Source organism: Bradyrhizobium sp. (genome assembly GCF_050014615.1).
Lineage (GTDB): Bacteria > Pseudomonadota > Alphaproteobacteria > Rhizobiales > Xanthobacteraceae > Bradyrhizobium.
Window position 1 is genome coordinate 1 of sequence record NZ_JBEKCZ010000320.1, and the last position, 3,873, is coordinate 3,873.

4 protein-coding genes are annotated in these 3,873 nt (G+C 62.4%); all 4 read right to left on the bottom strand.

The features are described 5' to 3' along the window. Positions 1-188 (bottom strand): ATP-binding cassette domain-containing protein (locus tag ABR948_RS28825; protein ID WP_428124597.1); only part of this gene is annotated, 188 nt, incomplete at its 3' end. Beyond that, positions 185-1,216: a branched-chain amino acid ABC transporter permease gene (locus ABR948_RS28830; RefSeq protein ID WP_428124599.1), complete on the bottom strand. Its 1,032-nt coding sequence runs from the start codon at positions 1,214-1,216 to the stop codon at positions 185-187. The genes ABR948_RS28825 and ABR948_RS28830, both read right to left, overlap by 4 nt. Positions 1,217-1,224: 8 nt before the next feature. Continuing rightward, positions 1,225-2,094, bottom strand: a complete 870-nt coding sequence (locus tag ABR948_RS28835) for a branched-chain amino acid ABC transporter permease (RefSeq protein ID WP_428124601.1) — start codon at positions 2,092-2,094, stop codon at positions 1,225-1,227. Between the two features lie 132 nt (positions 2,095-2,226). After that, the gene (locus ABR948_RS28840) at positions 2,227-3,402 is read right to left on the bottom strand and encodes an ABC transporter substrate-binding protein (RefSeq protein ID WP_428124603.1); all 1,176 of its coding nucleotides are present in this window, start codon (positions 3,400-3,402) and stop codon (positions 2,227-2,229) included. Between the last annotated feature and the right edge of the window lie 471 nt (positions 3,403-3,873).

Consider the following 3,873-nt stretch of genomic DNA (forward strand, 5'->3'; position numbering starts at 1 on the left):
AGCAGAATGCGCCCGGCATTGGGCTTGAGCACGCCGGTCAACAGGTTGATCACGGTGGTCTTGCCGGCGCCGTTGGGGCCGATCAGCGCGTGGCGGGCGCCCTGCTCGATCTTGAGCGAAAGATCGCGCGTGACCTTGAGGCCGCCGAACTGCTTTTCGAGTCCTTTGGTTTCCAGCGCGATAGTCATGACGCGTCGCTCTCGGGAATGGCGATGACGGCCTTGCCGCCACCGAGCTGCCGGATGATCAGGTTCGGCAACCATAAAGCCCAGCGGTGCAGGCGCTCGCGGCCGACCAGTACGATCACGACCAGCACAAGGCCGATCCAGAACTGCCAGTATTGTGGCGTCAGACTGGAAAAGAACTCCTGCAGCATCTTGAACACCACCGCACCGATCAACCCGCCATAGAGATAGCCGGTGCCGCCGATCACCAGCACCAGCATCAGATCGGCCGAGCGCTCGAACGCGAACACATCGAGCGACGCCAGCGCCGTGGTCTGGGTGAACAGCGCGCCGGCGATACCGGCATAGAAGGCCGCCAGCGTGTAGATCGCGATCAGGCGCCGGTTGACGGGGACGCCGATCGCGGCGGCGCGCAGCGGATTATTCTTGATCGCCCTCAGCGAAAGCCCGAACGGCGAATGCACGATCCGCCGCGCCAGCAGGAACAGCACGAACAGCACCGCCAGCGAGTAGAAGAAACCGACCTTGCCGAACATGTCGAAGGCAAACAGGCCGAGGATCGGCTGCATCTCGATGCCCTGCAGCCCATCGGTGCCGCCGGTGATGTCTGAAAAACGCTCGGCGAGGGCTTCCAGCAGCAGCGCGATCCCCAGCGTCACCATCAACCTTGTGAGGTCGACACCCCGGATCACCAGGAAACTGGTGAGAAAGCCGATTGCGGTGGCGGCGAGGCCGGCCACGAGCAGCGCGACCACCGGCTCGGTGACGATGCCGTGCAACGCCAGCAACCCCGCGCCATAGGCGCCGATGCCGAAGAACGCCGCGTGGCCGAGCGAAACGATGCCGGCATAGCCAAGGATCAGATCCAGCGACAGCGCGAACAGCGCCAGCCGCACGATGTCGGTCATGATCAGAAAGCGGGAGGGAAACAGCAAGGCGCAAGACAGCGCCAGAATCCAGAACGCGATCTCGCTCCAGTGCCAGCGCGCGTGCCGTCTGGCGTGATATCCGACGTCGGCGGGCGCGGTCATGGCTGTTCTCAACGGGTGGCGGTGCGGCCGAACAGGCCGTTCGGACGCCAGATCAGGATCACGATCATGATGGTGTAGATCACGAACGGCCCGACCTTGGGCACATAATATTTTCCCGCGACGTCGCCGATGCCGAGCAGCAGCGACGCCAGAAACGGCCCGGTGATGCTGGAAGAACCGCCGACAGTCACCACGATCAGGAAGTAGATCATGAATTTGAGCGGGAAATACGGATCGAGCCCGAGGATCTCGGCGCTGAGCGCGCCGCCGAGCCCGGCCAGGCCGCAGCCGAACGCGAAGGTGAAGGCGAACACCTGCGGCACGTTGATGCCGAGCCCGCTGGCGGCGCGCGGATCATCCACCGCCGCCCGCAACCGGCTGCCGAACCTGGTGCGCGCCAGCACCAATTGCAGCGCCGCGGTCAGAAGTCCGCAGATCACGATGATCATCAGCCGGTAGCGGCCGATGCCGACGCCGAAGAAATCGATCTGCCCCTCCAGCGCCGCTGGCAGTTTGATGAATATCCGCGACGATCCCATGATGTAGTCGACCGCCGCCACCGACATGAAGACGAGGCCGATCGAGAACAGCACCTGATCGAGATGGCTTCTGGCGTAGAGGTGCCGGTAAAGCGCGCGCTCCAGCACCACGCCGATCAGCGCGCTGGCGACGAACGCCAGCGGCAGGGCCGCGAAAAACGGCCAGCCGGATTGATTGACCAGCACCGCGCAGACATAGCCGCCGGTCATCGCGAAGGCGCCATGGGCGAGATTGACGAAGTTCATCAGCCCGAGCGTCACCGCCAGCCCGCACGCCAGAACGAACAGCAGCATGCCGTAGGCGACGCCGTCGAACAGAATGGTGAAGAGTGCGGTCATGCGATGGGAGCAGGCCTTAATTGGAACCCGTCATTCCGGGGCGCGAATTAGCGCGAACCCGGAATCTCGATCGAGTTTGCTGAGAAAGATTCCGGGTTCGGCGCTTTCGCGCCGCCCCGGAATGACCTTCGGTCATTTCTTCGTCTTGCCGGAATCCTTGACCGCCTCGAAGGTCGCGAATTCGAGGTTGTAGAGTTCGCCGTCGACCTTCTCGACCTTGCGGATGTAGACGTTCTGCACGATATCGCGGGTTTCCGGATCGATCGAAATCGGGCCGCGCGGGCTTTCCCATTTCATTCCCTTCATGGCTTCGATCAGCGCATCGCCGTCGGTCTTGCCGCCGGTCTTCTTCAGCGCCTCGTAGATCAAATGAATGCCGTCATAGCCGCCCACCGCCATGAAGCCCGGGCGCGAGCCGAAGGCCTTCTTGTAGGCCGCGACAAATTCCTTGTTCATCGCCGAGGGGTGCGCCACCGAGTAGATATGGGCGGTGACGGTGCCGAGTACCGCGTCGCCCATGTTGTTGAGCAGATCATCGTCGGTCACGTCGCCGGGGCCGATCACCTTGATGCCTGACTTGTCGAGCCCACGCTCGGCATATTGCTTCATGAAATTGCCGCCCTGCCCGGCCGGAACGAACACGAACATGGCGTCGGGCTTGGCATCCTTCATCCGCTGCAGGAACGGCGCGAAATCGGGATTGGCCAGCGGCACCTTGACCTCTTCGACGATTTCGCCGCCGCCGGCGACAAAATGCTCCTTGAAGAAATTCAGCGCGTCGTTGCCGGGCGCATAATCGGACGTCAACGTGGCGACTTTCTTGATGCCGTTCTTGACGGCCCAGTCGGCGATGATGGTGGAGGATTGCGCCAGCGTGAAGCTGGTGCGCACGATGTAAGGCGAACGCTCGGTGATGATCGACGTGCCCGCCGCCATCACGATCTCGGGTATCTTGGCCTGCGTCGCCAGCGGCGCCGCCGCCAGCGCGGCCGGCGTGACGCCGAAGCCCGCGATGATATTGACCTTGTCGTTGACGATCAATTCCTGGGCGAAGCGCTTGGTATTGTCGGGAAGCGTGGCGTCGTCCCTCAGGATCACTTCGATCTTCTTGCCGGCGACGGTGTCGCCATGCTGCTGCATGTACAGCTTGATCGCGTTGTCGATCTGCTTGCCGGTCGAGGCCTGACCGCCGGTCATCGGCAGGATCAGGCCGATCTTCACGGTCTCCTGCGCCTTCGCCGGCGCCAAAGCCGCCGCAACGGCGAGTGCGCCCGCGATGGCAATTCCGACCGCAGCCTGCGACAACATCCTGCTGCGCAACTTCTTGCTAAGAACAAACATCAACGCTCTCCCCTGATCGGTTTCATGCCTCGAACCGAGTCCCCGGCCCTTGCCTTACCATAGTCCGGATTTTTGTAGTGGCGCGGCATGGCGTCTCAAGCACGCGGCCTTGTCAATCGCGACAATGGGCGGGACCGGGCCGCGGTACAGCTCCGACAGGCCCGATGGGGCCGCACCGGGCCATTGCAGCGACGAGGAGCCGGGTGCCATAAGACCTGGTGCCATAAACCTTGGTGCCATGATACCTCAGGCGACAAACCTTGCTGATTGGCATCCAAAAGCATGCGTTTCCTGTCGCGCTATTTGTACGAATGTACAAATAATATGGTCCTGTCAACAACAACCCATCGCCGCAAGCCTGGCCAAGGGATGGCAGGGGATGGCCGTTCATCAGCCCATTGTGAATTCGGAGAGACTTCCCTGGCAATATCCGGCATC

What these genes read in the sequence shown, in the direction of transcription:
- ABR948_RS28840 (WP_428124603.1), bottom strand. Translation starts at nt 3,402, where the DNA reads ATGTTGTCGCAGGCTGCGGTCGGAATTGCCATCGCGGGCGCACTCGCC.
- ABR948_RS28835 (WP_428124601.1), bottom strand. Translation starts at nt 2,094, where the DNA reads ATGACCGCACTCTTCACCATTCTGTTCGACGGCGTCGCCTACGGCATG.
- ABR948_RS28830 (WP_428124599.1), bottom strand. Translation starts at nt 1,216, where the DNA reads ATGACCGCGCCCGCCGACGTCGGATATCACGCCAGACGGCACGCGCGC.